The 25,678-nt window shown below is 58.7% G+C and carries 29 protein-coding genes; 18 read left to right on the top strand and 11 right to left on the bottom strand.

The features are described 5' to 3' along the window. Positions 1-201: 201 nt before the first annotated feature. Both PMI21_RS05670 and PMI21_RS05675 read right to left on the bottom strand, forming a co-directional pair. The gene (locus PMI21_RS05670) at positions 202-1,422 is read right to left on the bottom strand and encodes a CaiB/BaiF CoA transferase family protein (protein WP_007940764.1); all 1,221 of its coding nucleotides are present in this window, start codon (positions 1,420-1,422) and stop codon (positions 202-204) included. A 13-nt stretch (positions 1,423-1,435) separates the two neighbouring features. Next, positions 1,436-2,617, bottom strand: a complete 1,182-nt coding sequence (locus tag PMI21_RS05675; RefSeq protein ID WP_007940763.1) for an acyl-CoA dehydrogenase — start codon at positions 2,615-2,617, stop codon at positions 1,436-1,438. A gap of 157 nt (positions 2,618-2,774) precedes the next feature. Between PMI21_RS05675 and PMI21_RS05680 the strand changes: the two genes are divergently transcribed. From PMI21_RS05680 to PMI21_RS05725, 10 genes are all read left to right on the top strand, one after another. Beyond that, positions 2,775-3,674, top strand: a complete 900-nt coding sequence (locus tag PMI21_RS05680; protein WP_007940762.1) for a LysR family transcriptional regulator — start codon at positions 2,775-2,777, stop codon at positions 3,672-3,674. Between the two features lie 434 nt (positions 3,675-4,108). Further along, positions 4,109-5,230 carry a Re/Si-specific NAD(P)(+) transhydrogenase subunit alpha gene (locus PMI21_RS05685; protein WP_007940761.1) on the top strand — a complete coding sequence of 374 codons (1,122 nt, stop codon included), beginning with the start codon at positions 4,109-4,111 and terminating at the stop codon, positions 5,228-5,230. A 15-nt stretch (positions 5,231-5,245) separates the two neighbouring features. After that, positions 5,246-5,569, top strand: coding sequence for an NAD(P) transhydrogenase subunit alpha (locus tag PMI21_RS05690; RefSeq protein WP_007940759.1), 324 nt, complete (start codon positions 5,246-5,248; stop codon positions 5,567-5,569). After that, the gene (locus PMI21_RS05695) at positions 5,569-7,002 is read left to right on the top strand and encodes an NAD(P)(+) transhydrogenase (Re/Si-specific) subunit beta (RefSeq protein WP_007940757.1); all 1,434 of its coding nucleotides are present in this window, start codon (positions 5,569-5,571) and stop codon (positions 7,000-7,002) included. Before PMI21_RS05690 ends, PMI21_RS05695 begins: the two co-directional genes overlap by 1 nt. A gap of 188 nt (positions 7,003-7,190) precedes the next feature. Next, positions 7,191-8,684, top strand: a complete 1,494-nt coding sequence (locus tag PMI21_RS05700; RefSeq protein WP_007940756.1) for an acetyl-CoA hydrolase/transferase family protein — start codon at positions 7,191-7,193, stop codon at positions 8,682-8,684. A gap of 325 nt (positions 8,685-9,009) precedes the next feature. Then, positions 9,010-9,225, top strand: coding sequence for a DUF1127 domain-containing protein (locus PMI21_RS05705; protein WP_007902752.1), 216 nt, complete (start codon positions 9,010-9,012; stop codon positions 9,223-9,225). A 337-nt stretch (positions 9,226-9,562) separates the two neighbouring features. Beyond that, on the top strand, positions 9,563-9,880 hold the full coding sequence (locus tag PMI21_RS05710) for a DUF2388 domain-containing protein (RefSeq protein WP_007940755.1): 318 nt from the start codon (positions 9,563-9,565) through the stop codon (positions 9,878-9,880). Between the two features lie 107 nt (positions 9,881-9,987). Continuing rightward, complete coding sequence (locus PMI21_RS05715) at positions 9,988-10,305, top strand: DUF2388 domain-containing protein (RefSeq protein ID WP_007940754.1); 318 nt, start codon at positions 9,988-9,990, stop codon at positions 10,303-10,305. Between the two features lie 27 nt (positions 10,306-10,332). Then, positions 10,333-10,653, top strand: coding sequence for a DUF2388 domain-containing protein (locus PMI21_RS05720; protein WP_007940753.1), 321 nt, complete (start codon positions 10,333-10,335; stop codon positions 10,651-10,653). After that, the gene (locus PMI21_RS05725) at positions 10,650-12,611 is read left to right on the top strand and encodes a DUF7844 domain-containing protein (protein WP_007940752.1); all 1,962 of its coding nucleotides are present in this window, start codon (positions 10,650-10,652) and stop codon (positions 12,609-12,611) included. The genes PMI21_RS05720 and PMI21_RS05725 overlap by 4 nt, the downstream gene beginning before the upstream one ends. Positions 12,612-12,709: 98 nt before the next feature. Here PMI21_RS05725 and trpA read toward each other — a convergent pair whose 3' ends face one another. Then, on the bottom strand, positions 12,710-13,522 hold the full coding sequence (gene trpA / locus PMI21_RS05730) for a tryptophan synthase subunit alpha (RefSeq protein ID WP_007940751.1): 813 nt from the start codon (positions 13,520-13,522) through the stop codon (positions 12,710-12,712). Next, positions 13,522-14,757: a tryptophan synthase subunit beta gene (trpB, locus tag PMI21_RS05735; RefSeq protein ID WP_007940749.1), complete on the bottom strand. Its 1,236-nt coding sequence runs from the start codon at positions 14,755-14,757 to the stop codon at positions 13,522-13,524. Before trpB ends, trpA begins: the two co-directional genes overlap by 1 nt. A 112-nt stretch (positions 14,758-14,869) precedes the next feature. On the opposite strand from trpB, the gene PMI21_RS05740 reads away from it, so the two are divergent. Beyond that, positions 14,870-15,763 (top strand): LysR family transcriptional regulator, encoded by an 894-nt coding sequence (locus tag PMI21_RS05740; protein WP_007940748.1) that lies wholly within the window; start codon positions 14,870-14,872, stop codon positions 15,761-15,763. Here the strand turns inward: PMI21_RS05740 and PMI21_RS05745 are convergent. Beyond that, entirely contained in the window at positions 15,760-16,086 is a 327-nt protein-coding gene (locus tag PMI21_RS05745) for a DUF883 family protein (RefSeq protein ID WP_007940747.1), read from the bottom strand. The genes PMI21_RS05740 and PMI21_RS05745 overlap by 4 nt on opposite strands. A gap of 156 nt (positions 16,087-16,242) precedes the next feature. On the opposite strand from PMI21_RS05745, the gene PMI21_RS05750 reads away from it, so the two are divergent. Continuing rightward, positions 16,243-16,458 carry a dodecin gene (locus tag PMI21_RS05750; protein WP_007940746.1) on the top strand — a complete coding sequence of 72 codons (216 nt, stop codon included), beginning with the start codon at positions 16,243-16,245 and terminating at the stop codon, positions 16,456-16,458. 130 nt (positions 16,459-16,588) lie between these two features. Beyond that, the gene (locus PMI21_RS05755; RefSeq protein ID WP_007940745.1) at positions 16,589-16,813 is read left to right on the top strand and encodes a DUF1161 domain-containing protein; all 225 of its coding nucleotides are present in this window, start codon (positions 16,589-16,591) and stop codon (positions 16,811-16,813) included. Positions 16,814-16,877: 64 nt separating this feature from the next. Here the strand turns inward: PMI21_RS05755 and PMI21_RS05760 are convergent, their stop codons facing one another. Further along, on the bottom strand, positions 16,878-17,879 hold the full coding sequence (locus PMI21_RS05760) for an LLM class flavin-dependent oxidoreductase (protein WP_007940743.1): 1,002 nt from the start codon (positions 17,877-17,879) through the stop codon (positions 16,878-16,880). A 238-nt stretch (positions 17,880-18,117) separates the two neighbouring features. Here PMI21_RS05760 and PMI21_RS05765 point away from each other — a divergent pair, with 238 nt between their 5' ends. Continuing rightward, positions 18,118-18,549 (top strand): OsmC family protein, encoded by a 432-nt coding sequence (locus PMI21_RS05765; RefSeq protein ID WP_007940742.1) that lies wholly within the window; start codon positions 18,118-18,120, stop codon positions 18,547-18,549. A 188-nt stretch (positions 18,550-18,737) separates the two neighbouring features. Then, a complete protein-coding gene (locus PMI21_RS05770) occupies positions 18,738-18,971 on the top strand; it encodes a DUF1161 domain-containing protein (RefSeq protein ID WP_007940741.1) in 234 nt (77 codons plus the stop codon). Positions 18,972-18,977: 6 nt separating this feature from the next. On the opposite strand, the gene PMI21_RS05775 is transcribed toward PMI21_RS05770, so the two are convergent. Next, positions 18,978-19,397 carry a PA0061/PA0062 family lipoprotein gene (locus PMI21_RS05775; RefSeq protein WP_007940740.1) on the bottom strand — a complete coding sequence of 140 codons (420 nt, stop codon included), beginning with the start codon at positions 19,395-19,397 and terminating at the stop codon, positions 18,978-18,980. Between the two features lie 40 nt (positions 19,398-19,437). After that, positions 19,438-19,854 (bottom strand): PA0061/PA0062 family lipoprotein, encoded by a 417-nt coding sequence (locus tag PMI21_RS05780; RefSeq protein WP_007940739.1) that lies wholly within the window; start codon positions 19,852-19,854, stop codon positions 19,438-19,440. A 59-nt stretch (positions 19,855-19,913) separates the two neighbouring features. On the opposite strand from PMI21_RS05780, the gene PMI21_RS05785 reads away from it, so the two are divergent. After that, the gene (locus PMI21_RS05785; RefSeq protein ID WP_007940738.1) at positions 19,914-21,005 is read left to right on the top strand and encodes an aminopeptidase; all 1,092 of its coding nucleotides are present in this window, start codon (positions 19,914-19,916) and stop codon (positions 21,003-21,005) included. 79 nt (positions 21,006-21,084) lie between these two features. Here the strand turns inward: PMI21_RS05785 and PMI21_RS05790 are convergent, their stop codons facing one another. After that, positions 21,085-21,735 (bottom strand): HAD family hydrolase, encoded by a 651-nt coding sequence (locus PMI21_RS05790; protein ID WP_007940737.1) that lies wholly within the window; start codon positions 21,733-21,735, stop codon positions 21,085-21,087. 56 nt (positions 21,736-21,791) lie between these two features. Beyond that, complete coding sequence (locus tag PMI21_RS05795; protein WP_007940736.1) at positions 21,792-22,337, bottom strand: gamma carbonic anhydrase family protein; 546 nt, start codon at positions 22,335-22,337, stop codon at positions 21,792-21,794. 62 nt (positions 22,338-22,399) lie between these two features. Between PMI21_RS05795 and prlC the strand changes: the two genes are divergently transcribed. Together prlC and PMI21_RS05805 are read left to right on the top strand one after the other, a co-directional pair. Further along, complete coding sequence (prlC, locus tag PMI21_RS05800) at positions 22,400-24,490, top strand: oligopeptidase A (protein ID WP_177318305.1); 2,091 nt, start codon at positions 22,400-22,402, stop codon at positions 24,488-24,490. Continuing rightward, positions 24,487-24,774, top strand: coding sequence for a YheV family putative zinc ribbon protein (locus PMI21_RS05805; protein ID WP_007940734.1), 288 nt, complete (start codon positions 24,487-24,489; stop codon positions 24,772-24,774). The genes prlC and PMI21_RS05805 overlap by 4 nt, the downstream gene beginning before the upstream one ends. A gap of 45 nt (positions 24,775-24,819) precedes the next feature. On the opposite strand, the gene PMI21_RS05810 is transcribed toward PMI21_RS05805, so the two are convergent. Further along, entirely contained in the window at positions 24,820-25,464 is a 645-nt protein-coding gene (locus PMI21_RS05810) for a dual specificity protein phosphatase family protein (RefSeq protein WP_007940733.1), read from the bottom strand. Between the last annotated feature and the right edge of the window lie 214 nt (positions 25,465-25,678).

Genomic DNA, 25,678 nt, shown 5'->3' with positions numbered 1-25,678 from the left:
GTCGAAAACTGCGTAACTCGTTGTTTACCAAGGAGTTTTCCGTTTCGACTGCGCCGGAGGTGGGGCGAATTATAGACGTCCAGAATCTGCCGTCAACCTCTAATTTGGCTTTTCTATCAATAGGTTGCAGAAAGCCGAAAAATCGCCCGCTTTCCTTCTATACAGGAGAGCAAAACCACTCCCTCTATATAGAAGAGGACTTCAGAGCACCCCCGCCTCTTTGAGAGCAGCGACTGCGCCGGCATCCAGACCCAATACCCGCTGCAGAACCTCCAGCGTGTGCTCACCCAATAAAGGAGGTGCGCTACGGTACTCCACTGGCGTCTCGGACAGGCGTATCGGGCTCGCAACTTGCGGTACGATCCCGGCCAAAGCATGAGGCAGCTCAATAGCCAATCTACGAGCCTGAACCTGAGGATCGGCAAACACCTGGGCCAGATCATTGATCGGCCCACACGGCACGCCTGCCTGCTCCAACTGCATCACCCATTCAGCAGTGGTCTTGAACACGGTCGCCTGGCGAATCAGTGGAATCAGCACCGCCCGATTTGCCACCCTTAACTTATTGGTCGCGAAACGCGGATCATCCGCCCACTGCGGCTGCCCGGCCACCTCCGCAAATTTGCGGAACTGCCCATCGTTACCCACCGTGAGAATGAAGTCGCCATCGGCTGTAGGAAAGTCCTGATAGGGCACGATATTCGGGTGGGCGTTGCCCAGGCGCTTAGGCGCAATGCCTGTAGTCAGATAGTTCATCGCCTGGTTGGCCAAACAAGCCACCTGAACATCCAGCAATGCCATATCAATATGCTGACCGCCACCGCCATGATCCCGATGAGCCAGCGCAGCCAGGATCGCTACCGTTGAATAGAGCCCAGTCAAGATATCTGTCAGCGCCACGCCGACTTTCACCGGGCCTGCACCTTCATCACCTTCGGGGCGACCGGTCAAACTCATCAGACCGCCCAAGCCCTGGATCATGAAGTCATAACCCGCACGCTTGGCATACGGGCCGGTCTGACCGAACCCGGTGATCGAGCAATAGATCAGCTTCGGATTGGCCACCTTGAGCGACTCGTAGTCCAGCCCATACGCCGCAAGACCACCGACCTTGAAGTTCTCGATGAGGATGTCCGACTTCGCCGCCAACTCACGCACCAGCTGCTGCCCCTCTGGCCGCGTGAAGTCGATGGTCACCGATTGCTTGTTGCGGTTGGCGGACAAGTAATAGGCCGCCTCGCTGGTGTTCTCGCCATAAGCGTCTTTAAGGAACGGAGGCCCCCAGGCGCGCGTGTCATCGCCATTGCCCGGGCGCTCGACCTTGATGACGTCAGCGCCAAGGTCCGCAAGGATCTGCCCGGCCCAAGGCCCGGCAAGTACCCGCGATAAATCCAGTACCCGTAGATGCGAAAGCGCGCCCATGGCCGTTCTCCTATTAATAGAACGCCTGGATGCCGGTCTGCGCGCGACCGAGGATCAGCGCGTGGACGTCATGCGTACCTTCATAGGTATTCACCACTTCCAGGTTGACCAAGTGGCGAGCCACACCGAACTCATCGGAGATACCGTTGCCCCCCAGCATGTCGCGAGCCATGCGAGCGATATCGAGGGATTTACCGCAGGAGTTGCGCTTCATCATCGAAGTGATCTCGACCGCGGCAGTACCTTCATCTTTCATACGTCCCAGACGCAGGCAGCCTTGCAGCGCCAGAGTGATTTCGGTCTGCATGTCGGCCAGCTTCTTCTGGATCAACTGAGTGGCCGCCAATGGACGACCAAACTGCTGACGATCCAGGGTGTACTGACGAGCGGTGTGCCAGCAGAACTCGGCAGCGCCCAGCGCGCCCCAGGAAATGCCGTAACGCGCCGAGTTGAGGCAGGTAAAAGGGCCCTTCAAACCACGGACATCCGGGAAGATGTTCTCTTCAGGAACAAACACGTTGTCCATGACGATCTCGCCGGTGATAGATGCACGCAAGCCAACCTTGCCATGAATCGCCGGGGCGCTCAGCCCTTTCCAGCCCTTCTCCAATACAAAGCCGCGAATATCGCCCGCATCGTCCTTGGCCCAAACTACGAATACATCAGCGATCGGGCTGTTGGTGATCCACATCTTGCTGCCGGTGAGGCTGTAGCCACCTTCCACTTTGCGTGCACGGGTAATCATCGCGCCCGGGTCGGAACCGTGGTCGGGCTCGGTCAGACCGAAGCAACCAATCCATTCACCCGTGGCCAGCTTCGGCAGGTATTTCTGCTTCTGTGCTTCGGTACCGAATTCATTGATCGGAACCATGACCAGCGAGGACTGCACGCTCATCATCGAGCGATAGCCGGAGTCGACACGCTCGACCTCACGGGCAATCAGGCCGTAGCTGACGTAGTTCAGGCCGCTGCCACCGTATTGCTCAGGGATGGTCGCACCCAGCAGACCTACTTCACCCATCTCACGGAAGATCGCCGGGTCAGTCTTCTCATGACGGAAAGCTTCGAGAACACGCGGTGCGAGCTTCTGCTGAGCGAATTGCTCGGCCGTGTCGCGAATCATGCGCTCTTCTTCAGTGAGCTGTTGATCCAGCAGCAGGGGATCGATCCAGTTGAAGCTAGCTTTACCGCCCATGAGTGAGTCCTCTCGAATCGGGTCAAATAACGTGGGTTGATCCTAGGCTGGGTTCGTCGGCCCGGCAAACGAGGATTTTGCATACTGTTGTGCTAATTTCTCACTTCGAAATGTCGCAGAATCGACTTTATGCGATGCATTAGTGAGGTTGACGTACATGCGCAGGAAGATCCCCAGCACAACAGCCTTGATCAGCTTTGAAGCGGCAGCGCGCCACGAGAGCTTTACCAAGGCCGCCCAAGAGCTTTCTCTCACTCAGGGAGCGATTTGCCGACAGATCGCCAGCCTCGAGGAGTTCCTCAATGTCGAACTGTTCCGACGCTCGCGGCGCGGAGTGAAACTGACAGAGGCCGGGATTTCCTACAGCCGCAGGGTGGCCACCCAACTCGACGCGGTTGAACGAGACACCTTGTCAGTGATGGGCCAGCAAGGCGCCAACGCGATCGAACTGGCGGTGGTTCCGACCTTCGGCACTCAATGGCTGCTGCCACGACTCAAGGACTTCCAGCACAAACATCCAGAGGTGACGGTCAACCTCACCAACCGTACGCGCCCCTTCCTGTTTGCCGACACCGACTTCGATGCCGCCATTTATTTCGGCGACGCCGACTGGCCGGGTACCGAGTCCCACAGGCTAATGGGCGAGAATCCGATGCCGGTGTGCAGCCCCACGCTGCTGGGCCAAAAAACCAACCTGAGCCCCGGTGAAATCGCCGAATTGCCCTTGCTGCAACAGACCACCCGCCCTTATGCCTGGCGCCAATGGTTCAACTCCCAGAACCTGAATGTCCCGCGAGACATGACAGGACCGCGTTACGAGCTATTCTCCATGCTCGCCCAAGCGGCGATGCATGACATGGGGATCGCGCTGATTCCGCCATTTCTGATTCAGCGCGAGTTGGCGGAGAAGCGTCTGGTCATTGCCAATGCTCAAGCACTATCGAGCATCAAGGCCTACTACCTGATGATTCCTGATCGAAAGGTCGAATCCGCCTCTTTGAAGGCATTTCGCGACTGGCTGGTGAATCAGGCACATAGCTACAACCTAGAAGAATAAAGGCGCACACCCATTAGTTGACTGCGTAGTCAGCAAACTGAAAGCACTACAGATATAAGTATTTGTCGCATATTGACAGACTGTACCGACAAACAGCACAAACGTCCCACAAGCGTTTGAGTACGTGGCTTTGAGCCTCTATTGGCAAGCAATGACAACCTATTCACCGTGCGGATGTGTAAATTCTTGAATTTTGGCAAAAATCCTTAGAGGCCACGGCCTACAAGGGATTTAACGGAAAGGTGCGACATTCGGTCACGGGGTGACTTGTAGTTAATTTTCCGTCACCCGTCATAATCCCTTGAAGGGCACAAAGTTCGCCTGCAAAATGCCGCGCCCCGCCCTGATTTGGCGGGATCGTGCTGATCGGCCGCCCCAGCCGCACCATCCGAAGTGCCTGGGTTTACTCAATAAGATCACGCAGGAGATTTGACGTGCACATTGGTGTTCCTCTCGAAACCCAGACGGGTGAAACACGGGTTGCTGCAACCCCGGAAACCATCAAGAAGCTGATCGGCCAGGGTCATAAGGTCACTGTTCAAAGCGGCGCCGGCATTAACGCCAGCGTTGTCGACAGTGCTTATGAAGCGGCAGGCGCAACTATCGGCAGCGCCAACGATGCGTTTGGTGCCGAGCTGATTCTCAAGGTGGTCGCCCCCAGCGACAGCGAACTGACGCTGATCAAGAGCGGCACCGTCGTGGTGGGCATGCTCAACCCGTTCAGCAATGAAACCATCGCCAAACTGGCCGAATGCGGCATTACCGCATTTGCGCTGGAAGCTGCGCCACGCACCTCCCGCGCCCAGAGCCTGGATGTGCTGTCCTCCCAGGCGAACATCGCCGGTTATAAATCCGTACTGCTGGCCGCTCACTACTACCCACGCTTCATGCCGATGCTGATGACCGCCGCGGGTACCGTGAAAGCGGCGCGCGTCCTGATTCTCGGTGCCGGCGTGGCCGGTTTGCAGGCGATTGCCACGGCAAAACGTCTGGGTGCCGTGATCGAAGCGTCCGATGTGCGTCCTGCGGTGAAGGAGCAAATTGAATCCCTGGGTGCGAAATTCGTCGACGTGCCGTACGAAACCGATGAAGAGCGCGAATGCGCCGTCGGTGTCGGAGGTTATGCGCGCCCCATGCCGGCCAGCTGGATGCAGCGTCAGGCCCTGGCGGTACACGAACGCGCCAAGCAGGCCGACATCGTCATCACCACCGCACTGATCCCGGGCCGCAAGGCGCCGACGCTGCTCAGCGCCGAAACCGTGGCGCAGATGAAGCCAGGCTCGGTGGTTATCGACCTCGCCGCAGCCCAGGGCGGCAACTGCCCGCTGACCGTGGCGGATCAGGTCGTGGTCTCGAATGGCGTGACCATTGTCGGCCCGACCAACCTGGCCGGTGCGGTGGCGGCAGACGCTTCGGCGCTGTACGCACGCAACCTGCTGGACTTCCTGAAGCTGGTCTTCAACAAGGAAGGCCAGTTCGAAGTGAACCTAGAAGACGACATCGTCGCCGCGTGCCTGATGTGCCGCGACGGCCAAGTCATCCGCAAAAACGCCTAAGCAGGGATTCAGACGATGGAAGAGCTTATCTCCCCCGGTATCTACAACCTGATCATCTTCGTGCTGGCGATTTATGTCGGTTATCACGTGGTCTGGAACGTTACACCTGCACTGCACACGCCGTTGATGGCAGTGACCAACGCCATTTCGGCAATTGTGATCGTTGGCGCGATGCTGGCAGCCGCCTTGACCGTAACGCCACTGGGCAAAACCATGGGCACCCTGGCAGTGGCTCTGGCGGCCGTGAACGTGTTCGGTGGTTTCCTGGTCACCCGTCGCATGCTTGAGATGTTCAAGAAAAAAGCCCCGAAAGCCGTACAAGAAGAGGCGCCCAAGTAATGAGCATGAATCTGGTAACGACGCTGTACCTGATCGCGTCGATCTGCTTCATCCAGGCCCTCAAAGGCCTGTCGCACCCGACCACGTCGCGGCGCGGCAACGTGTACGGCATGCTCGGCATGGCCCTGGCGATCATCACCACGGTCGGCCTCATTTATAAGCTAGGGGCAGAGCTGGCTACCGCCGGCATCGGCTACGTCATCGTCGGTCTGCTGGTCGGCGGCACCGCCGGTTCGATCATGGCCAAGCGCGTTGAAATGACCAAGATGCCGGAGCTGGTCGCCTTCATGCACAGCATGATCGGTCTGGCAGCGGTATTTATCGCAATTGCTGCCGTCGTCGAGCCGCAGTCGCTGGGCATCGTTAAACAGCTGGGCGATTCGATTCCGGCAGGTAACCGTCTGGAGCTGTTCCTCGGCGCAGCCATCGGCGCCATCACCTTCTCCGGTTCGGTGATCGCGTTTGGCAAGTTGTCGGGCAAGTACAAGTTCCGCCTGTTCCAGGGCGCACCAGTACAGTTCAGTGGTCAGCACAAACTGAACCTGCTGCTGGGCCTGGCCACGCTGGCTCTGGGCGTCACCTTCATGCTGACCGGCAACTTCAGCGCCTTTGCGCTGATGCTGATCCTGGCCTTCGTGATGGGCGTGCTGATCATCATCCCGATCGGCGGCGCCGACATGCCCGTCGTGGTGTCGATGCTCAACAGCTACTCCGGCTGGGCAGCAGCGGGTATCGGCTTCTCGCTGAACAACTCGATGCTGATCATTGCCGGCTCGCTGGTGGGCTCAAGCGGTGCGATCCTCTCGTACATCATGTGCAAGGCGATGAACCGTTCGTTCTTCAACGTGTTGCTCGGCGGTTTCGGCAACACCGCGGACGCTGGCCCGGCGGGCTCCAAAGAAGCCCGCCCGGTGAAATCCGGTTCGGCCGATGACGCCACCTTCCTGCTGACCAACGCCGATACCGTGATCATCGTTCCAGGTTATGGCCTGGCAGTGGCTCGCGCGCAGCACGCCTTGAAAGAGCTGACCGAGAAACTGAGCCACCGTGGCGTGACCGTGAAGTATGCGATTCACCCGGTTGCCGGCCGGATGCCCGGCCACATGAACGTATTGCTGGCCGAGGCCGAAGTGCCTTACGACCAGGTGTTCGAGATGGAAGACATCAACTCCGAGTTCGGCCAGGCCGACGTGGTGCTGGTGCTCGGCGCCAACGACGTGGTGAACCCGGCGGCCAAGAACGACCCGAAATCGCCGATTGCCGGCATGCCGATTCTCGAAGCGTTCAAGGCCAAGACCATCATCGTCAACAAGCGCTCGATGGCCAGCGGCTATGCCGGTCTCGACAACGAGCTGTTCTATCTGGACAAGACCATGATGGTTTTCGGCGACGCCAAGAAAGTCATCGAAGACATGGTTAAAGCCGTCGAGTAAAACCCTTCGGCCACCTGAACGCCCCGACTCGTCGGGGCGTTTTTGTTTGCGTCTGTTACCGATCCTGTAAAGGTGTTTTGCCTGAAAGCACCGGAATAGACGCCTCGAATGCGACCTTGGTAGCGGGACGGGCACCGCTCGAATTCACTAGACTGCGCATCTTGCTTCCGTTGCCCGAGATAACAATCATGTACCGTGACCGTATTCGCTTGCCTTCATTGTTGGACAAGGTAATGAGCGCCGCCGACGCTGCCGCTCTGATTCAGGACGGCATGACCGTCGGCATGAGCGGCTTTACCCGAGCCGGCGAAGCCAAGGCCGTGCCTCATGCACTGGCCGAGCGCGCCAAGGTCACGCCGCTGAAAATAAGCTTGATGACCGGCGCCAGCCTGGGCAACGACCTCGACAAACAGCTGACTGAAGCCGGTGTACTGTCGCGACGGATGCCGTTCCAGGTGGACAGCACCCTACGCAAGGCGATCAATGCCGGCGAAGTCATGTTCATCGACCAGCACCTGTCGGAAACCGTGGAGCAGCTGCGTAACCAGCAACTCAAGCTGCCGGACATCGCGGTGATCGAAGCCGTGGCTATCACCGAGCAGGGCCATATCGTGCCGACCACCTCGGTGGGCAACTCGGCCAGCTTCGCGATTTTCGCCAAACACGTGATCGTCGAGATCAATCTGGCGCACAACCCGAATCTCGAAGGCTTGCACGACATCTATATCCCTACCTACCGGCCGACCCGCACGCCTATTCCACTGGTGAAGGTCGATGACCGCATCGGCAGCACCGCCATCCCGATACCACCGGAAAAAATCGTCGCGATCGTGATCACTAATCAATCCGACTCGCCCTCTACTGTGCTGCCGCCGGATGTGGACACCCAAGCCATCGCCGACCACCTGATCGACTTCTTCAAGCAAGAAGTGGCTGCAGGGCGCATGACCAACAAGCTCGGCCCGCTGCAAGCCGGTATCGGCAGCATCGCCAACGCGGTGATGTGCGGTTTGATCGACTCGCCATTCGAAGACCTGACCATGTACTCCGAAGTGCTGCAGGATTCGACTTTTGATTTGATCGACGCCGGCAAGCTGAGCTTTGCTTCGGGCAGTTCGATCACTCTGTCGAGTCGGCGCAATGCCGATGTATTCGGAAATCTGGAGCACTATAAGAACAAGCTGGTGCTGCGCCCCCAGGAAATCTCCAATCACCCCGAAGTGGTGCGGCGCCTGGGCATCATCGGCATCAACACCGCGCTGGAGTTCGACCTGTACGGCAACGTCAACTCCACCCACGTCTGCGGCACGCGGATGATGAATGGCATCGGCGGCTCGGGCGACTTCGCGCGCAATGCGCACCTGGCGATCTTTGTCACCAAGTCGATCGCCAAGGGCGGCGCGATTTCCAGCGTGGTCCCCATGGTCAGCCACGTCGATCACACAGAACATGACGTCGACATTCTCGTGACCGAGATCGGCCTGGCCGACCTCCGTGGCCTGGCGCCGCGTGAACGAGCCCGCGTCATCATCGACAACTGTGTTCACCCGGACTATCGCCCAGCCCTGAATGACTACTTCACTGCTGCTTGCGCAGTCGGCGGGCACACGCCGCATATCCTGCGCAACGCACTGAGCTGGCACATGAACCTGGAAGAAACCGGGCGCATGCTGGCGGTGTAATTGATACAGATAGCAGCTGACGCAAACACAGTTTCGTCAGCTCGCTGTTGCAGCATTCTTTTCAACCAAAAACTGTACTGCTGTACCGGTCTTTTCCTACCGTAATTGCCTACCCTTTTCAGCAAAATGCTTAAAAATGCACCATATTGGTGCTGATAGGTACAGTTGCCTCAATTTAGACCAGTACACCACCGTTTAACAGTTAACTGGTCTCTCACAATACAGGTGAACTGTATCTACAGAGACTGGCCAAACGAGAGGATCATTGGCATCAGTCAAAGTTAAACCACTACCTAATCCCGCCATAAGCGGAAGGATGTCAACCATGGAACGTACACTCAGTTCCGAGCTGTTCTTCGAAGACACTGCTGCAAAAACCCAGGCTTCCATGCCTTTGCGCGTTATCGCCAACCTGATGCTGTGGCAGCGCCGCATCTCCAGCCGCCATCAACTGGCTCGTCTGGATTCGCGTCTGCTGGCTGACGCCGGGATTAGCGAAGCACAACGCTACGAAGAGCTGAGCAAGCCGTTCTGGCGCTAAGTTAGCGTCGCTGGCTCTGACCCACCGGGTCCACCGCCAGCAACCCGAATTGAACAAACAAAACCCGTCGTGGGAAACCACGACGGGTTTTGTCGTTTTGGGCTTCATATTGAGTCGTACAGAAGAGAAAACCACCAATAGGTACAGTTTTTAGATACACAACATATTACCGGTACAGTTTAATCCGAGTGTGTCTGCGCTTGCCTGCGCAACAGACGGGACTGTTCTAACCGATGTGCTCAAGCCTAATATCCGGACAGAACGTGGCGAACGCTTTAAGACGACAGGCGTCTGATCCTGTGCCACCTCTCTATCGGTCTATCCAAAGGAGCTACTCATGTCCCGTCTTCGTCTGCTCAGCGCTGCCGCCCTGCTTGCCATGGCTGCCAATGCCCACGCCAGCAGTTTTATCGTAACCACCGACTCCATCGTTAATGGCCTGAAGGCTTCCTCCGACGCGACTTCGGATGTCTCGTCCTCCTTTCGCGACGACAAAATCGTCCGTGCTGCCCGTGACGACGCAGCCAGTTTCGTTGCCAGTGAAGGTGCCATCCGTGGCGTGAAGCTGGAAAGCGCACTCGACCATATCCGCCAACAGGCTCCGCAACTGAATTCAACCGACGCACAGCTGGCTCAGGCCATCCTGACGATCTAAGCAACCGCGCCGAACCGGGACACGCTCGTCGTGTCCCAATGCTTCAGCGCTGGCTCTAGCCCGGGCATTACGCTAGCCTTGGGGTTCGCTTTCAGCTATCGAGCCTCATGCGTTTTCTTTCAGGTCTGTTGATCACTCCGGTTTTTCTCGCGGCCTGCTGGTCGGGTTCGGCCCATGCATTCGACGCTTTCAACCTGTCTACACAAGGCACCGTAGCCAGTGGTTACGCCACCAGCATGGTGACCTCCGCCCCCTTCGACCATAAACTACTGATCGCCGCCCGGGATGACGCTGCAGCGTTCATCGCCAGTGACGGCCAACTGCGAGGAGCACAACTGGAATCGGCCTTGATCTATCTGCGCCGGACCCAGCCAAAACTTCATGCCAGCGACCTTGAACTGGCACAGGCAATTCTCGTCCAATAGTTATCCTTGTTTCTCCGGAGTCACTCCATGCGTAGCCCGCTGATTGCTGCCACCCTTGGCCTGCTGTTGTTGGCCGACATGGCCCAGGCGCACACCCTGGTAGCCACCAGTAACATGATCATTCGTGCCTCCCAGCGCACACTTGATTTCACTTCCGATACCACCACGTCCATCCGCGATTCGAAGATCGTCCGTGAAGCCCACGACGATGCGGCCAGTTTCGTCGCCAGCGAGGGTGAAATCCGTGGTGCACACCTGGAAGCGGCCTTCGAGACCTTGCGCACCCGCGTACCGGAAGCCCGCGACGCCAGTGATCAGGTTCTCGCCGAAGCCATCCTCGCACTGTGAAATCACTAAGCGCCTGGCTGCTGGCCGGGGCTGTGTTGCTGCTTGGCAACACGGCTCAGGCCGGCCTGCAATTACGGCTCAAGACCGACGGCCTGAACCCCGCGCAACAGCAGGCCAGTCAGGCGCTGCTCGATGAAGCCATGCAGGCGTTGCCGCCACGCTTCATCGAGCAGCTGGACCGGCACATCGATGTCGGCTGGACCGACAACATGCCGAGCAATGCCTATGGCCAGGCATCACTGGTGTCCGAGCTCGACCTGAATCGCAAGCTGCTCGCCAGCCTCACAGACGGCAGCGCCGCGACCAAAAAAACCTATCGTCCCCACGGCACCGTGCGCCAGGAAATGCTCGCCACGGTGTTGCACGAGCTCACCCACATCTACGACCGCGCACGCCTGTGGCCGGACGCCGAGCGCACACTGATCCAGCGCTGCACACAACGTAACAGCAGCTCCGGGCTGATTGGCATCCCGGATCAGTGCCGCGGACAGAGCGACCGACGCTGGACCCTCAGCGACGACCCTCGCCTGCTCGATCTGGCCGGCTGGCCGCAATACGTCGGTCGGCGCGGTGAGCGCGAACAGCACAACCGGCAGATTGCCCGCAGCCCGGACATCTACGAGACAAGCAGCCCGAAGGAGTTCGTCGCGGTCAACATGGAGTACTTCCTCCTCGACCCAAGCTATGCCTGCCGTCGCCCTGCGCTGTATCGCTACTACAAAGAACACTTCGGCTGGGCGCCCGCCGCCAAAGACACGTGCGCCCAATCGTTCGCCTTCCTCAATGCGGGTAACGATTTCGCCAAACAACCCTTGGGCCAGGTCGATCCGGAACGGGTGTATGCCGTCGACTATCTGCTGGCAGAAGCCAACCAGAACTGGGTCAGCCGCTGGGGTCACAGCATGCTGCGACTGGTGATCTGCGCGCCCGGTCGGCCTCGCGGACCGGATTGCCGCCTCGATCTGGATCAACATCTGGTGCTGTCCTACCGCGCCTTCGTCGGTGACGTACAGTTGTCGAGTTGGGATGGGCTGGTGGGCAAATACCCATCGCGCCTGTTTGTATTGCCGCTGGCCCAGGTGATCGACGAATACACCAAGACCGAACTGCGCAGCCTGGCCTCGGTGCCGCTGAACCTGTCGCGCAGCGAGATCGCAGACGTGGTGGAACACGCCGCCGAGATGCACTGGAGTTACGACGGCAATTACTTCTTCCTGTCCAACAACTGCGCCGTGGAAAGCCTGAAACTGCTGCGCAGTGGCAGCAATAATGCCCAGCTGACAGGGCTCGACAGCATCATGCCCAACGGCTTGCTGGAAGTGCTCAAGGGCCGCGGACTGGCGGATACCAGCGTGCTCGACGACCCTCGCGAAGCGTTACGCCTGGGCTATCGCTTCGACTCCTTCCGCGAGCGTTATCAAGCGATGTTCGAAGTGCTGAAAAAGCATTTGCCGATCAAGCAGGAAAAGGTCGAAGACTGGCTGGCATTGAAAGCTGATGAGCGCCGCAAATGGATAGACCAGGCGGACCTGCGCACCAGCGCGGCATTGCTGTTGCTGGAGCAGGCGAGCTTCCGCCAACAATTAGTGTTGGCCCAGGACGAAGTCAAACAGCGCTACCTGGGCGCTCGGGAATTGAACAACAGCGGCATGGATAAAGCCAACGCGACCTTGCAGCAGATTCTCGCCAACAGCGGCTTCCTCAGCCGTCCGGCCGAACTGCTCGGCACCGGTGGCTATGGTTTGCCGCAGCCGAACGAGTGGACACGCCTGGAGTCGGAAAGCAACCTGCGTCAGAAGCAGCTTCAAGTGCTGACCGGGGACCTCGACAAGGAAGTGCGAGCGCTGCTCGAACCAAGCCGCGCTGCTGAAATGGCCGCCAACGAAGAGAACCTGAAACAGGTTGGCGAACATTTGAGGAAGTTGCACAAGGCTGCGGGCGGGTTGGAGTTGCCCTGAAAGCAAAAAGGGCTTCAGAACGTAGTCCTGAAGCCCTCGGTCTTGCTGTTTAGTCTGTGCCGCGAGGCGCTAATTCCTCTGTATCAGGAACTTTACCTTTAGCTGACCCGCGCTTTACGCACGCCGTCGGACAAGGCCGCACACAGGCTGAGTACGCCCTCTACAGCCTGATCCGGGGTTGAGGCATTGGCGATGTGATCGATCAGCGCCGACCCCACCACCACACCATCGGCCAGACGCGCGATGGACGCTGCCTGTTCCGGTGTACGAATACCGAAGCCGATGCTGATCGGCAGATCGGTATGGCGACGCAGACGGGTGACAGCTTCTTCGACATGTTCCAGAGTCGCCGCGCCCGCACCGGTCACACCCGCCACCGACACGTAGTAAACAAATCCGGAACTGCCGTTCAGAACAGTCGGCAAACGCCCGTCGTCAGTCGTCGGAGTGGTCAGACGGATAAAGTCCAGGCCCGCCGCCTGTGCCGGGTCGCACAATTCAGCGTTATGTTCCGGCGGCATGTCGACCACGATCAGGCCATCGACACCGGCTTCTTTGGCTTCGGCAATGAAACGTGGCACGCCGTACATGTGAATCGGGTTGAAGTAGCCCATCAGCACCAGCGGAGTCTCGCTGTTGCCTTCACGGAACTCGCGAACCATTTGCAGGGTTTTCGCCAGGTTCTGTTTGGCGCCCAAGGCACGGATGTTGGCCAACTGGATTGCCGGGCCGTCGGCCATCGGATCGGTGAAGGGCATGCCCAACTCGATCACGTCAGCGCCAGCACCGGGCAAGCCTTTGAGGATCGCCAGGGACGTGTCATAGCTTGGGTCGCCAGCGGTCACGAAGGTCACCAGGGCGGCGCGGTTCTGTTCCTTGAGTTCGGCAAAACGCGTTTGCAGGCGGCTCATCAGTGTTTCTCCTGCTTGGACTGCACTTGTTGAGAGTTTTCCATGTGGTGCATCACGGTTTGCATGTCTTTGTCGCCACGGCCGGACAGGTTGACCACCATCAGGTGATCTTTCGGCAGGGTCGGTGCGCGCTTGAACACTTCGGCCAGGGCATGGGCGCTTTCCAGTGCAGGAATAATCCCTTCCAGGCGGCAGCATTTATGGAATGCGTCGAGGGCTTCGTCGTCGGTCACCGAGGTGTACTGGACGCGGCCGATGTCATGCAACCAGGCGTGTTCCGGGCCGATGCCTGGATAGTCGAGACCGGCTGAAATCGAGTGCGCGTCAATGATCTGGCCATCATCATCCTGCAACAGGAACGTACGGTTGCCGTGCAGCACGCCTGGTACGCCGCCGTTCAGGCTGGCCGCGTGCTTGCCGGTTTCAATACCGTAACCGGCCGCTTCGACGCCGATGATCTCGACGCTCTTGTCATCGAGGAACGGATGGAACAGGCCCATCGCATTGGAACCACCGCCGATGCACGCCACCAGGCTGTCTGGCAGACGGCCTTCCTGGGCTTGCAACTGCTCACGGGTTTCCTTGCCGATAACGGCCTGGAAGTCGCGAACCATGGCCGGGTACGGGTGCGGACCGGCCACGGTGCCGATCAGGTAAAAGGTGCTGTCGACGTTGGTCACCCAGTCACGCAGGGCTTCGTTCATTGCGTCTTTAAGGGTGCCGGTGCCAGCGACCACCGGGATCACTTCGGCGCCCAGCAGCTTCATGCGAAACACGTTGGCCTGCTGGCGCTCGATGTCGGTGGTGCCCATGTAGATCACGCAATCGAGGCCGAAACGCGCGGCCACGGTGGCGGTCGCCACGCCGTGCATGCCGGCGCCGGTCTCGGCAATGATGCGTTTCTTGCCCATGCGCCGCGCCAGCAGGATCTGGCCGATGCAGTTGTTGATCTTGTGCGCGCCGGTGTGGTTCAGCTCTTCGCGCTTGAGGTAAATCTTCGCGCCGCCGCAGAACTCTGTCAGGCGCTCGGCGAAATACAGTGGGCTTGGACGTCCGACGTAATCACGCTGGAAGTAGGCCAATTCTTCTTTGAATGCCGGATCTTCCTTGGCCGCTTCGTATTCGCGGGCCAGATCGAGGATCAACGGCATCAGGGTTTCGGCGACGTAGCGGCCACCGAACGCGCCAAACAGGCCGTTGGCGTCGGGGCCGTTGCGCAGATTAGTCTGGGTCATGGGTCGCTCCAGTTGTATTCGAGAGGTGACGATGGGGTTCACTCTACCCCTGACATCCCACGCTGAAAACCGATAAGATCGCCGCAACCTGTCAGGAAAACTCACAGATCCCATGAGCCATGACCTCCCCCCGCTGAACGCGCTTCGCGCCTTCGAAGCCACTGCCCGCCTGAACAGCGTCAGTCAGGCTGCCGAACAGCTGCACGTCACCCATGGCGCGGTCAGCCGGCAACTCAAGGTGCTGGAAGAACACCTCGGCGTGAGCCTGTTCATCAAGGATGGACGCGGCCTTAAACTCACAGATGCCGGCGTTCGTTTGCGCGATGCCAGCGGCGAAGCCTTCGAGCGTTTGCGCAGCGTTTGCGCCGAGTTGACCCAAAGCACCGCCGATGCGCCATTCGTGCTCGGCTGCTCGGGCAGTCTTTTGGCGCGCTGGTTCATTCCGCGTTTGGGGCGGCTCAATGCAGACCTGCCGGATCTGCGCTTGCACCTGTCGGCTGGCGAAGGCGATCTCGATCCACGACGGCCCGGTCTGGATGCCCTGCTGGTGTTTGCCGAGCCGCCATGGCCGGCGGATATGCAGGTCTACGAATTGGCCAGCGAACGAATCGGTCCGGTCATGAGCCCGCGATTTGCCGGTTACGAAAGGCTACGAGACGCACCGGCAAGCACACTGTTGAGCGAACCCTTGCTGCACACCACCTCACGTCCGCAAGCCTGGCCGAGCTGGGCACAGCAAAGCGGCCTCGACGACAAGGCACTGAAATACGGCCAGGGCTTCGAGCATTTGTATTATTTGCTGGAAGCGGCAGTGGCCGGGCTGGGCGTGGCCATCGCGCCAGAGCCATTGGTGGCCGAAGACGTGAAGTCCGGTCGCCTGGTTGCGCCATGGGGTTTCCGTGAAACCCCGGCGCAACTGGCGTTGTGGCTCCCCAAGCGCGCCGCGGACGGGCGCGCTCGGCAGTTGGCACAGTGGCTTAAAAACGAACTGCGCCAGACACCTTAATGACCGCGCTTGAACAATAAGTAGGCCGCGAGCAAGCCCAATGCACCAACGGCAACACCGGCTGTAGTCCAAGGGTGCTCCTGGGCGTAGTCACGAGTCGCGATCCCGGTTTCACGGGTTTTGACCTTAACCTCTTCATAGGCATCGGCGAGCAGATGGCGTGAGTGTTTCAACGCGTTCTCGGCGTTGCTTTTCAGCGTCTTGAGGGTTCTACGCGACTCGTCCGAGGCGTCGTCCTTCAGGTTTTCCAACGATTTCAACAGACTCTCGATCTCGGCTTCCATGCTTTGCAATGAGGCGTTGCGTAACGACGTGTTGGCCATGATGGCTCTCCTGCATTGTTGATGAGTGACGTGTGTTGGTTGGGACTTCAGGGGTTCGAGAAAGTGCAGTAAATCTGAACGTCACTGCGGATTGGTCGACAGAAGAAATAAGAAAAATCACTGCTAGGCTGTATTTCACACCTCAAGGAGAACGCCATGACTGACCATCACACCTACAAGAAAGTCGAACTGGTCGGCTCGTCCACCAGCAGCATTGAAGACGCCATCAACAATGCCCTGGCCGAAGCCAACAAAAGCCTCAAGTACATGGAGTGGTTTGAAGTGACCGAAACCCGCGGGCATATCAAGGACGGCAAAGCTGCACACTTCCAGGTGACGCTCAAAGTCGGATTCCGGATTGCCAGCAGCTGAGTTTGAGCCAGTCTTCTGAACTTGCGCGCCGGCCGAATGCCATAGGAAACGGCAAAGCGCTACAGGGTGAGCGCATCCGGTCGGTGGCTGGATGCCCTCCCTCTATTGATCCGACCAGGGAGTGCAACCCATGAAGAAGTTTATTTTGGCGATAGGTTTGTTGAGCCTTGCGGGAACAGCCTTTGCCCAGGTCAAGTCATGCGAAGAGCTGAAAGCCGAAATCGCAGCGAAACTGGACGCCAAGGGTGTTTCCAATTACTCACTGGAGATTGTCGACAAAGGCACCGCTGCCGGTGGGAAAGTCGTCGGAAAATGTGAGAAGGGCTCCAAGGTAATCGTTTACAAGCAAGGCTGACCTCCCTTAAAAATGAAAAAGCCGACGCAATGGCGTCGGCTTTTTTGTGGGTGCCACTTGAGCGTCAGCCCTTCATGACCTGCGCCAGCAGTTCATAGGAGTGCACGCGATCGGCATGTTCGTACAGGTCACAGGTGAAAATCAGTTCATCCGCCTGGGTCTGTTCGATCAGCACCTCAAGCTTGGCGCGGATTTTCTGCGGGCTGCCGACCATGGCCAGCCCCAGGAAATCACCGACCGCTTCTTTCTCATGGGGCAGCCACAGGCCGTCCATGGTCTTCACGGGTGGACGTTGCACCAGGCTCTGGCCACGCATCAACGCGAGAATCCGCTGGTACACCGAAGTGGCCAGGTAATCGGCCTGCTCGTCGGTGTCTGCCGCCACCAGCGGCACACCGAGCATCACGTAAGGCTTATCCAACACCGCTGAAGGCTTGAAGTGGTTGCGATAGACGCGAATCGCTTCATGCATGAAGCGCGGTGCGAAATGTGAAGCGAAGGCGTAGGGCAGACCGCGCTCACCGGCCAGCTGCGCACTGAACAGGCTCGAACCCAGCAACCAGACCGGGACATTGGTGCCGGTACCCGGCATGGCAATGATCCGCTGATCCGGCGTGCGTGGGCCGAGGTAGCGCACCAGTTCGGCCACGTCTTCCGGGAAATCATCGGCGCTGCCGGAGCGCTCACGACGCAAGGCGCGGGCAGTCATTTGATCGGAGCCGGGCGCGCGCCCCAGGCCCAGGTCGATCCGCCCCGGATACAGACTTTCGAGGGTGCCGAACTGCTCGGCGATCACCAGTGGCGCGTGGTTGGGCAGCATCACGCCACCCGAACCGACACGAATGGTCGAAGTACCGCCGGCCAGATAGCCCAGCAGGACCGAGGTCGCCGAACTCGCAATCCCGTCCATATTGTGGTGTTCGGCGACCCAAAAGCGGTTGTAGCCGAATTTTTCGACATGCTGCGCCAGGTCCAGGGAATTGCGCAGAGACTGGGCCGCACTGCCGTTCTCGCGCACGGGCACCAGATCGAGGGTCGAAAACTTGATCTCAGACAGTCGTTTCATAAACCTGCTTCTCCAATGGGTAAGCAGGTTTTTTCATCAACGAAAACCTGCCGAGGCTATAAGCGTGTCCTATGCAATGAGGGCATATACCCGAGTTTCAATAGAAGAGACAAAATTCCTGTGCAATGAGAGGCCTGATCGGATGAGGTGAACTTTGCCTGACGGTCTATCCTCAGAACCCTGGTAACTGAAAACCACTAAGGCGTGACGGTTCGCGCCGGATCTTGAGGAGGCAGACATGGCTATCACAAAGAAAGCATCGGCTCATTGGGAAGGTGATCTGAAGACCGGTATCGGCTCGATTTCCACGGAAACCGGTGTACTCAGAGAAGCGCCCTACGGCTTCAAGGCCCGTTTCGAAGGCGGTAAGGGCACCAATCCAGAGGAGTTGATTGGCGCGGCCCACGCTGGCTGTTTCTCCATGGCGTTTTCAATGATTCTCGGTGAGGCCGGCCTCAAGGCCGACAGCATCGACACCAACGCCGAAGTCACCCTGGACCAGGTGGACGGCGGCTTTGCAATCACCGCGGTAAAACTGATCCTCAAGGCGAAAATCCCCGGGGCGACCCAGGCGCAATTCGAGGAACTGAGCAACAAGGCCAAAGAAGGCTGCCCGGTGTCCAAGGTGCTGAATGCGAAAATCAGCCTGGATGCGACGTTGGTCAGCTAAACCAGGGTTGACGCGATAAAAGATCGCAGGCTGCGCCAGCTCCTACAGGTCACTCGACTCATATAGGGGCTGGCGCAGCTTGCGATTTTTTTGCGTTGAAACAAAACCTGGCTGGCGTAATTGTGGTCGAATAAATGACAGCAGCTTTAGCGCATCACCGTGCGCGCTGCCTCAAGGGAGCTTCAACCATGAAACGTTTTGCCTTGGCGGTTATCTGTTGCACGCTGGCCACATCGGCCCTCGCTCAACAGAAACCCTGTGAGGAACTCAAGGCCGAGATCGAAGCCAAGATCCAGGCCAATAATGTCTCGTCCTACACCCTGGAAATCGTCACCAACGACGAAGTGCACGATCAGAACATGGTGGTCGGCACGTGCGAAAACGGCACGAAGAAAATCATCTACCAAAAAAATGACAGTTGATTCGCCTCACATGACGCAGTTGGTCAGCCGATCTTCGGCGACGATCTCCCGCTTGGCGTTATACAGCCGGGCGCTGGGGGTGAACCCCAGGGAGCGAGCTTCCAGCAGATAACGCTGGCCGGCTTCGAAATGGTCGTAATTGATGGTCAGGTAGCACAACCGCTCGAGCGGAGCGTTCATCAAGCCCAATCCTCCGCTAAATACTTCAAAATCGAAACGCACTCTCAGCTCATGGCTACCCGGGGTGACCTGGAAGTAACGACCATCGCGCAACCGCTGGTTGTCCAGCCGTTCAGCCATCAGTAGTTTCCCGCCGGGGCTCGGCGTAGCGAAGTCGACCCAGGCCATCTGCGGATCGACCGCCGGCAACGGACTCGTGCAGCCGACAAAGGCACCTGCGGCGAGCAACAGCAACAACCTGCGCATGATGAATATCCCAAGGACTGGTCATTCAGCATAGCGCCGATCAGGTGCGTTGGCAGCCCGCTGGCTTACCCTGCCCAATCACTTTTCGCTGCTGGTCATAGAGCTTTGCCCACGGCCGAAAGCCGATATTCCCCGCTTGCAGCTGATACCGCTGCCCGGCGTTGAAGTCCTTGAATTTCACATTCAACTGACAGTCGCGCCACAACGGCTCGGCGTCGGGGCCAATGTTGGTCGGCTGGACCGCGAACAAGTAGCGAACCTTCAGCTCATGGCTGCCGGGCTGCACCTGGAAGTAGCGCTTGTCGATGGAAGCCTTGTTATCGACTTCCAGCGCTTGCAACGCGGTGTCTTCCTGCCCTGAATCCAGATCGATCCAGGCCTGCGAAGGATCAGGAGTAGGCAATCCGGCACAACCGGCCAGCATCAGCAGGCCTCCCGTCAGCATCAATTTGCGCATAGCGGAGCTCCAATAGGCGGGATAGTCTTGCGGGCAGACTTTCCAGGGATTTTTTTATTTTGATCAGGCCGCGTCCAAGCCTTGGGTTACTTGATCGCGTTTTACGCATTTTGTTTCCGGGTGTGATTCTTTTGCTGCTCAACGGCTGCGCGAGCGTCAGCTATTACGGCCAATTGGCCAGTGGTCAGCTGCATCTGCTGTGGGCACGGGAGCCGGTTGCCAGCGTGATTGCCGACCCCGACCGCGATCGGCAATTGCGTGCGCACCTGGCCCAGTCACAAAAGGCCCGAACGTTCGCCAGCCAACACCTGCATCTGCCGGACAATCAGAGCTACCGCTTGTACGCCGACATCGGCCGACCGTTTGTAGTCTGGAATGTCTTCGCCACGCCGGAGTTTTCGCTGAAACCGCAGAACCATTGCTTCCCCGTCGCCGGCTGCGTCGCTTATCGCGGGTTTTACAGCCAGAGCGCTGCCCGCGGTGAGGCCGCGCTGCAGCGCTTGCAAGGTATGGACGTGTCGATCGGCGGCGTCGAGGCCTATTCGACGCTCGGTTGGTTCAACGATCCGATTATTAGCTCGATGATGGGTTGGGGCGACGAGCGGTTGGCCACACTGATTTTCCACGAACTGGCCCATCAACGTTTTTATGTGAAAGACGACACCGAGTTCAACGAGTCTTTCGCCACCTTCGTCGAGCAGGAAGGCACTCGCCAATGGCGCGCATTCAGAAGCCTGCCGCCGGATGATGGAGCGTTGGTGCGCCAACGCGACCAGTTCATCCAGTTGATTCTGGACACCCGAACCCGGCTTGAACGGCTTTACGCCCTGCCGCTGCCGGCCGACCAAATGCGTGAGCGAAAAGCGGCCGAGTTCGAACAACTGCGCCGTGAGTACAGGACCCTGCGCAGCAGCCAATGGGCTGGCAACAATCGCTACGATGCGTGGATCAACGCCCCGATGAACAACGCCCGATTACTGCCGTTTGGTTTGTATGACCAGTGGGTGCCGGCGTTTGCCGCACTGTTCAGGCAGGTCGATGGGGATTGGGTGAGGTTTTATGCAGCGGTGGAGAAGTTGGGCGAGTTGCCGGTTGGGGAGCGCAAGGCGGCGTTGAGCGCGTTGGCAGTATCAGCGAGTTCCGGTGGCTGAACAGGCCCCTTCGCGGGCAAGCCTCGCTCCTACAGAGGCGAGGTCAGGCTCTCGAGGCTTGCCCGCGAAGGCGTACTGATCAGCGCTGCAAAAACGCCTGATGCAACTCATCCAGCGTCTCGAAGTGATACGCCGGTGCTTCGGCGCTCAACTCTTCCCGGCTACCAAACCCATAACCCACCGCTGCCGCGTCCAGCCCATTGCTGCGAGCACCGATCAGGTCGTGCTTACGGTCGCCGATCATCAGCGTACTGGCCGGGTCGAGGCCTTCTTCGGCCATCAAGTGTGCAATCAGCTCGACCTTGTTGGTCCGCGTGCCATCCAGCTCACTGCCGTAAATCATCTTGAAATGCTTGGCGAAGTCGAAGTGCCGGGCAATTTCCCGGGCGAAAACCCATGGTTTGGAGGTCGCGATGTACAGTCGTCGCCCTTGCCCACCGAGGGTTTCCAGTAGCGGTGTAACCCCGTCGAACACGCGGTTTTCATACAGGCCGGTGACCTTGAAGCGTTCACGATAGAAATTCACTGCTTCCCAGGCCTTGGGCTCGTCGAAGTCATAGAACTGCATGAACGCCTGCAATAACGGCGGGCCGATGAAATGCTCGAGCCTGGTCAGGTCCGGTTCATCGATGCCCAGCTTGCTCAGGGCGAACTGGATGGAACGGGTGATGCCTTCGCGCGGGTCGGTCAGCGTGCCATCGAGGTCGAACAGTATGGTTTGGTAATGCATGGAAATTCCTGAGCAATAGCGAGACGCTTTCCGTTATCAAGAGGCTATCAAGAGGCTTAGAGCTGGTCGTAGCCTTCGGCCAGATGCAGGTCCTTGAGCTTCACGTAGTTCGCCGCGCTGTAGGTGAAAAAGGCTTTTTCCTTGTCCGTCAGCGGCCGGATCTGTTTCACCGGGCTCCCGACATAAAGGAAACCGCTTTCCAGACGCTTGCCCGGTGGCACCAGGCTGCCAGCACCGATGATCACATCGTCCTCGACCACCGCACCGTCCATGACGATGCTGCCCATGCCGATCAGAATCCGGTTGCCCACGGCGCAACCATGAAGCATGACTTTATGCGCGATGGTCACATCGTCGCCGATCAGCAGCGGAAAGCCATCGGGGTTGAATGGCCCGGCGTGAGTGATGTGCAACACGCAGCCGTCCTGCACGCTGGTGCGCGCACCGATCCGGATGCGGTGCATGTCGCCGCGAATCACTGTCAGCGGCCAGACGGAGCTGTCTTCGCCGATTTCAACGTCGCCGATCACCACCGCCGAGCCGTCGACAAAAGCGCCTTTGCCCAGCAGCGGCGTGTAGTTCTGATACTTGCGAAGGGTCACGATAGGGTTTCTCTCTGTTGCCGATAGCTGCGGTGAGCGTCGATTGTAATTAAGATGGGCGCATGTTTCTTCCCGCATGTTTTCCAGCCAAGGTGCCAACCGTGAGCGTGAACAACCCTCTTCTGCAGTCCTACGACCTGCCGCCGTTCTCGGCGATCCGTGCCGAACACGTGCAACCGGCCATTGAAAAAATCCTGGCTGACAACCGCACCGCCATCGTCGATATCCTCAAAACCCAGGGCAAACAACCGACCTGGGCCGGCCTGGTGCTGTCGATGGACGAACTCAACGATCGTCTGGGCGCCGCCTGGAGCCCGGTCAGCCACCTCAATGCCGTGTGCAACAGCGCTGAATTGCGCGAGGCTTACGAGTCCTGCCTGCCGGCCCTGAGCGCCTATGCCACCGAACTGGGCCAGAACCGTGAACTGTTTCAGGCCTATGAAGCGCTGGCGAACAGCCCTGAGGCCGCCGGTTTCGACGTGGCGCAAAAAACCATCCTGGAGCACGCCCTGCGTGACTTCCGTTTGTCGGGTATCGACCTGCCTGAAGCCGAACAAAAACGTTACGCCGACGTGCAGAGCAAACTGTCGGAGCTGGGCAGCCGCTTCTCCAACCAGTTGCTCGACGCCACCCAGGCCTGGACCAAGCACATCACCGACGAAGCCGCCCTTGCCGGCCTGACCGAGTCGGCCAAGGCGCAAATGGCCGCCGCCGCGCAAGCCAAGGACCTGGACGGCTGGCTGATCACCCTGGAATTCCCGAGTTACTACGCGGTGATGACCTACGCCCAGGACCGCGCCCTGCGCGAAGAAGTCTACGCCGCCTACTGCACCCGTGCGTCGGACCAAGGCCCGAATGCCGGTCAGAATGACAACAGCCCGGTCATGGAAGAAATCCTCGACCTGCGTCAGGAATTGGCAAAACTGTTGGGCTTCGCCAGCTTCTCGGAGCTGAGCCTGGCCACCAAAATGGCCGAGTCCAACGATCAGGTGCTGAGTTTCCTGCGCGACCTGGCCAAGCGCAGCAAACCGTTCGCCGTCCAGGATCTGCAACAGCTCAAGGCCTACGCCGCCGAACAGGGTTGCCCGGACCTGCAAAGCTGGGACAGCGGTTTCTACGGTGAAAAACTCCGCGAGCAGCGCTACAGCGTTGCCCAGGAAACCCTTCGCGCGTACTTCCCGATCGATAAGGTTTTGGGTGGGCTGTTCGCTATCGTCCAGCGCCTGTACGGCATCGAGATCGCCGAGCTGAAAGGCTTCGATACCTGGCACCCGGACGTTCGCCTGTTCGAAATCAAGGAAAACGGCCAGCACGTCGGCCGGTTCTTCTTCGACCTCTATGCCCGCGCCAACAAGCGTGGCGGTGCCTGGATGGATGGCGCCCGCGATCATCGCCGCACAATCAATGGCGTGCTGCAAAGCCCGGTGGCGAACCTGGTGTGCAACTTCACCCCGGCCGACAGCGGTAAACCAGCCCTGCTGACCCACGACGAAGTGACCACCCTGTTCCACGAGTTCGGTCACGGCCTGCACCACCTGCTGACCCGCGTCGAGCACGCTGGTGTGTCCGGCATCAACGGCGTGGCCTGGGATGCGGTCGAGCTGCCAAGCCAGTTCATGGAAAACTGGTGCTGGGAGCCGGAAGGTCTGGCACTGATTTCCGGTCACTACGAAACCGGCGAACCGCTGCCTCAGGATCTGCTGGAGAAAATGCTCGCGGCGAAGAACTTCCAGTCTGGCCTGATGATGGTCCGCCAACTGGAATTCTCGCTGTTCGACTTCGAGCTGCACGCCACTCACGGTGATGGCCGCAGCGTACTGCAAGTGCTGGAAGGCGTGCGTGATGAGGTTTCGGTCATGCGTCCGCCGGCCTACAACCGTTTCCCCAACAGCTTTGCCCACATCTTCGCCGGTGGTTACGCGGCGGGTTACTACAGCTACAAGTGGGCTGAAGTATTGTCGGCCGATGCCTTCTCGAAATTCGAAGAAGACGGCGTGCTCAATGCCGAGACCGGTCGTGCGTTCCGTGAAGCGATCCTGGCACGTGGTGGTTCTCAGGAGCCAATGGTGCTGTTCGTCGACTTCCGTGGCCGTGCGCCATCGATTGACGCACTCTTGCGCCATAGCGGCCTGACCGAGGACGCGGCAGCATGAGTGAGGGACCTGTGATTACCAAAAAACGCTTTATCGCCGGGGCGGTTTGCCCGGCTTGCAGCGAGCCGGACAAGTTGATGATGTGGAACGAAGATACCGTTCCACATCGCGAGTGTGTGGCCTGCGGTTATTCCGACACGCTGAATGAACAAGGTCTGTCGGTGCCCAAGGAATTGGGCACCCGGGTTAACACCTCGGCACTCAAGGTGCCGGACACCAAGGTTCAGGCCGTGCAGTTTTTCCCGAACCCGAAGCTGAAGAAAAAGCCTGACGAACAGCACTGAGGCTGCAAGCCACCTTCCACTGTGCAATACAGTGGAAGGTGTTACTTACTCGACATGAGCCGAGTTGAACCAACTCTTCATCGAACACATGGCAAACGGGCTTGTGCTGCAATCACCATTGGCCAGCGCCGTACGAAGTTTGTCGACATCGGCCTGCATCATGTAGCGAATGCCATCCTTGAAGTGGGTGCTGTCGCCAAAACCGCCCTGAGTCATTTCACTCAGCGCATCTTCCTTACTCCAGCCCTGCACCACCACCCGGTACATCGCCGCCATCAGGCCGGTGCGATCCGAGCCGTGTTTGCAGTGCATAAGCACAGGCCCTTTGGCCTCGGCGGTCTGAATCGTGCGAAGGGCCTTGAGCACATCACTGTCATCCACGTGATTGGTACGGTAGGGCAGCTGTATCTGGGTGATTCCGGGTTTGGACAACCAGTTTGAGTCCGGTTCAGGCAGGAAGTTGATGACGGTGGCGACCTTGAGTTTTTCCAGCAACGGCACCGCCCCCTTGTCCGGCAATGCACTTCGATAGAGGGTCGGGGACATCTGATAGAGGTTGTACTGAACCTCCACCGATTGAGCCCAGTCCGCAGGCCGAGGCAATGGCGCATCGTCGGCCCAAGCCAGTGAAAGAGTAAAAAACGCAACCAACGACAGACAAATCGCAGGGAAAAGGCGGAATTGGGACATGCTCAGGCGACCGTGTGGGAAGAGAGAGACAGCTGGATGACACCCAGATTGAGCCTTGAGCGGTCAAAGTCCCGTGAGCCACCTGTCAAAGAATCGTGAATATGCCGATCCGCGATAGGGAAGTAACGGATATCGTCTGGGTTCGACCAGGCGCCCAGTGGCACTAGTCATATGAGCGACACCCCTATACTGTATATAAAAACAGTATAGAGAC

This window comes from Pseudomonas sp. GM18 (assembly GCF_000282195.1).
Lineage (GTDB): Bacteria > Pseudomonadota > Gammaproteobacteria > Pseudomonadales > Pseudomonadaceae > Aquipseudomonas.
This window is presented reverse-complemented; position numbering and strand designations above follow the sequence as displayed.

Coding starts and splice junctions, on each gene's coding strand:
- prlC (WP_177318305.1), top strand. CDS start 22,400: ATGTTTCTTCCCGCATGTTTTCCAGCCAAGGTGCCAACCGTGAGCGTG.
- PMI21_RS05680 (WP_007940762.1), top strand. CDS start 2,775: ATGCGCAGGAAGATCCCCAGCACAACAGCCTTGATCAGCTTTGAAGCG.
- trpB (WP_007940749.1), bottom strand. CDS start 14,757: ATGACCCAGACTAATCTGCGCAACGGCCCCGACGCCAACGGCCTGTTT.
- PMI21_RS05695 (WP_007940757.1), top strand. CDS start 5,569: ATGAGCATGAATCTGGTAACGACGCTGTACCTGATCGCGTCGATCTGC.
- PMI21_RS05720 (WP_007940753.1), top strand. CDS start 10,333: ATGCGTAGCCCGCTGATTGCTGCCACCCTTGGCCTGCTGTTGTTGGCC.
- PMI21_RS05705 (WP_007902752.1), top strand. CDS start 9,010: ATGGAACGTACACTCAGTTCCGAGCTGTTCTTCGAAGACACTGCTGCA.
- PMI21_RS05810 (WP_007940733.1), bottom strand. CDS start 25,464: ATGTCCCAATTCCGCCTTTTCCCTGCGATTTGTCTGTCGTTGGTTGCG.
- PMI21_RS05745 (WP_007940747.1), bottom strand. CDS start 16,086: ATGGCCAACACGTCGTTACGCAACGCCTCATTGCAAAGCATGGAAGCC.
- PMI21_RS05710 (WP_007940755.1), top strand. CDS start 9,563: ATGTCCCGTCTTCGTCTGCTCAGCGCTGCCGCCCTGCTTGCCATGGCT.
- PMI21_RS05775 (WP_007940740.1), bottom strand. CDS start 19,397: ATGCGCAGGTTGTTGCTGTTGCTCGCCGCAGGTGCCTTTGTCGGCTGC.
- PMI21_RS05700 (WP_007940756.1), top strand. CDS start 7,191: ATGTACCGTGACCGTATTCGCTTGCCTTCATTGTTGGACAAGGTAATG.
- PMI21_RS05755 (WP_007940745.1), top strand. CDS start 16,589: ATGAAGAAGTTTATTTTGGCGATAGGTTTGTTGAGCCTTGCGGGAACA.
- PMI21_RS05790 (WP_007940737.1), bottom strand. CDS start 21,735: ATGCATTACCAAACCATACTGTTCGACCTCGATGGCACGCTGACCGAC.
- PMI21_RS05690 (WP_007940759.1), top strand. CDS start 5,246: ATGGAAGAGCTTATCTCCCCCGGTATCTACAACCTGATCATCTTCGTG.
- PMI21_RS05715 (WP_007940754.1), top strand. CDS start 9,988: ATGCGTTTTCTTTCAGGTCTGTTGATCACTCCGGTTTTTCTCGCGGCC.
- PMI21_RS05770 (WP_007940741.1), top strand. CDS start 18,738: ATGAAACGTTTTGCCTTGGCGGTTATCTGTTGCACGCTGGCCACATCG.
- PMI21_RS05780 (WP_007940739.1), bottom strand. CDS start 19,854: ATGCGCAAATTGATGCTGACGGGAGGCCTGCTGATGCTGGCCGGTTGT.
- PMI21_RS05670 (WP_007940764.1), bottom strand. CDS start 1,422: ATGGGCGCGCTTTCGCATCTACGGGTACTGGATTTATCGCGGGTACTT.
- PMI21_RS05805 (WP_007940734.1), top strand. CDS start 24,487: ATGAGTGAGGGACCTGTGATTACCAAAAAACGCTTTATCGCCGGGGCG.
- PMI21_RS05750 (WP_007940746.1), top strand. CDS start 16,243: ATGACTGACCATCACACCTACAAGAAAGTCGAACTGGTCGGCTCGTCC.
- PMI21_RS05740 (WP_007940748.1), top strand. CDS start 14,870: ATGAGCCATGACCTCCCCCCGCTGAACGCGCTTCGCGCCTTCGAAGCC.
- PMI21_RS05765 (WP_007940742.1), top strand. CDS start 18,118: ATGGCTATCACAAAGAAAGCATCGGCTCATTGGGAAGGTGATCTGAAG.
- PMI21_RS05675 (WP_007940763.1), bottom strand. CDS start 2,617: ATGGGCGGTAAAGCTAGCTTCAACTGGATCGATCCCCTGCTGCTGGAT.
- PMI21_RS05760 (WP_007940743.1), bottom strand. CDS start 17,879: ATGAAACGACTGTCTGAGATCAAGTTTTCGACCCTCGATCTGGTGCCC.
- trpA (WP_007940751.1), bottom strand. CDS start 13,522: ATGAGCCGCCTGCAAACGCGTTTTGCCGAACTCAAGGAACAGAACCGC.